The sequence below is a fragment of the Zavarzinella formosa DSM 19928 genome (genome assembly GCF_000255705.1).
Lineage (GTDB): Bacteria > Planctomycetota > Planctomycetia > Gemmatales > Gemmataceae > Zavarzinella > Zavarzinella formosa.
In genome coordinates this window covers 27,474-27,724 of sequence record NZ_JH636447.1, presented here as the reverse complement: position 1 = coordinate 27,724, position 251 = coordinate 27,474, and positions in this window count along the sequence as shown.

The window sequence follows — 251 nt, the reverse complement described above, 5'->3', positions numbered from 1 at the left end:
CAATTATTTCCGCACGTCGCATGCCGTGTCCGTAAGATGTTTTTCCGATCCTCGCTCCCGACGCTTCGCATTTTTCCGACCAGTCACGACATCTCCGGCTATCAATGCGTATCGAGAACACAATCCCACATCGAGAACGCATGTTTGATTTTCTGAACTTCAATCCGGCCGTGGCTCTCTTGAAAGAAGACCACGTCCGGGTCAAGGATTTGTTTGACCAGTTTGAGAAAGCCACCACCCGGCCCGCGAAA